Source organism: Rubritalea sp., from assembly GCF_039830215.1.
Lineage (GTDB): Bacteria > Verrucomicrobiota > Verrucomicrobiia > Verrucomicrobiales > Akkermansiaceae > Rubritalea.
This window is the reverse complement of record NZ_JBDOPO010000276.1, coordinates 1-553: the sequence shown is the minus strand read 5'-3', so window position 1 is coordinate 553 and position 553 is coordinate 1. Positions and strand designations below refer to the sequence as shown.

The window sequence follows — 553 nt, the reverse complement described above, 5'->3', positions numbered from 1 at the left end:
AATCAATGCCACCATTGACCCTGAGGCTAATCCTAAACAAATTTTTGTGAATGTTTTCATTTCTTGGCTAACGTTAAAGAGCACGCGCCGCCACTAGCGGGGGCGCACGCTGAGACGGGGATTGAGGTTCATATTACGGGTGACGTTGCCGACAAGACGGCTAGTGGCGGTTGCTGTGTCTCGTCTTGTTATGCCTCTTGGATTCTCTTGGCAGGACTGCCGACTTTATAGAATCCAATTATCAATGCAATAAACGAAAAGGAGCCGCTCAAGAGCCTTGAGACTTCGTAAAGCCTTGGGAGAAGGTCTTGTGCGATGTAGCAAACTGACAACACACTCAAGAGGACAACAATTGAGATACCAATCCACGTCAGGGCGGATTTGAGTTGTTTGCGAAAACCTCCGAATACCGCAAGTGCTGCGTAGAGAATGATCATAATTGCAAGAAATAGGAGAAATGGAGTCATGTTTTTAGTGTGTTGTTGTTTTAGTGTAGCGGTGGAGTCTGGTGAGATTTTTTTGCATAACGTAAAGCACACCGACTGATGACCAC

1 protein-coding gene is annotated in these 553 nt (G+C 46.1%); it reads right to left on the bottom strand.

Annotated elements, in window-relative coordinates:
* Positions 1–188 precede the first annotated feature (188 nt).
* Entirely contained in the window at positions 189–467 is a 279-nt protein-coding gene (locus tag ABGY95_RS09160; RefSeq protein WP_347441373.1) for a hypothetical protein, read from the bottom strand.
* Positions 468–553: the final 86 nt, after the last annotated feature.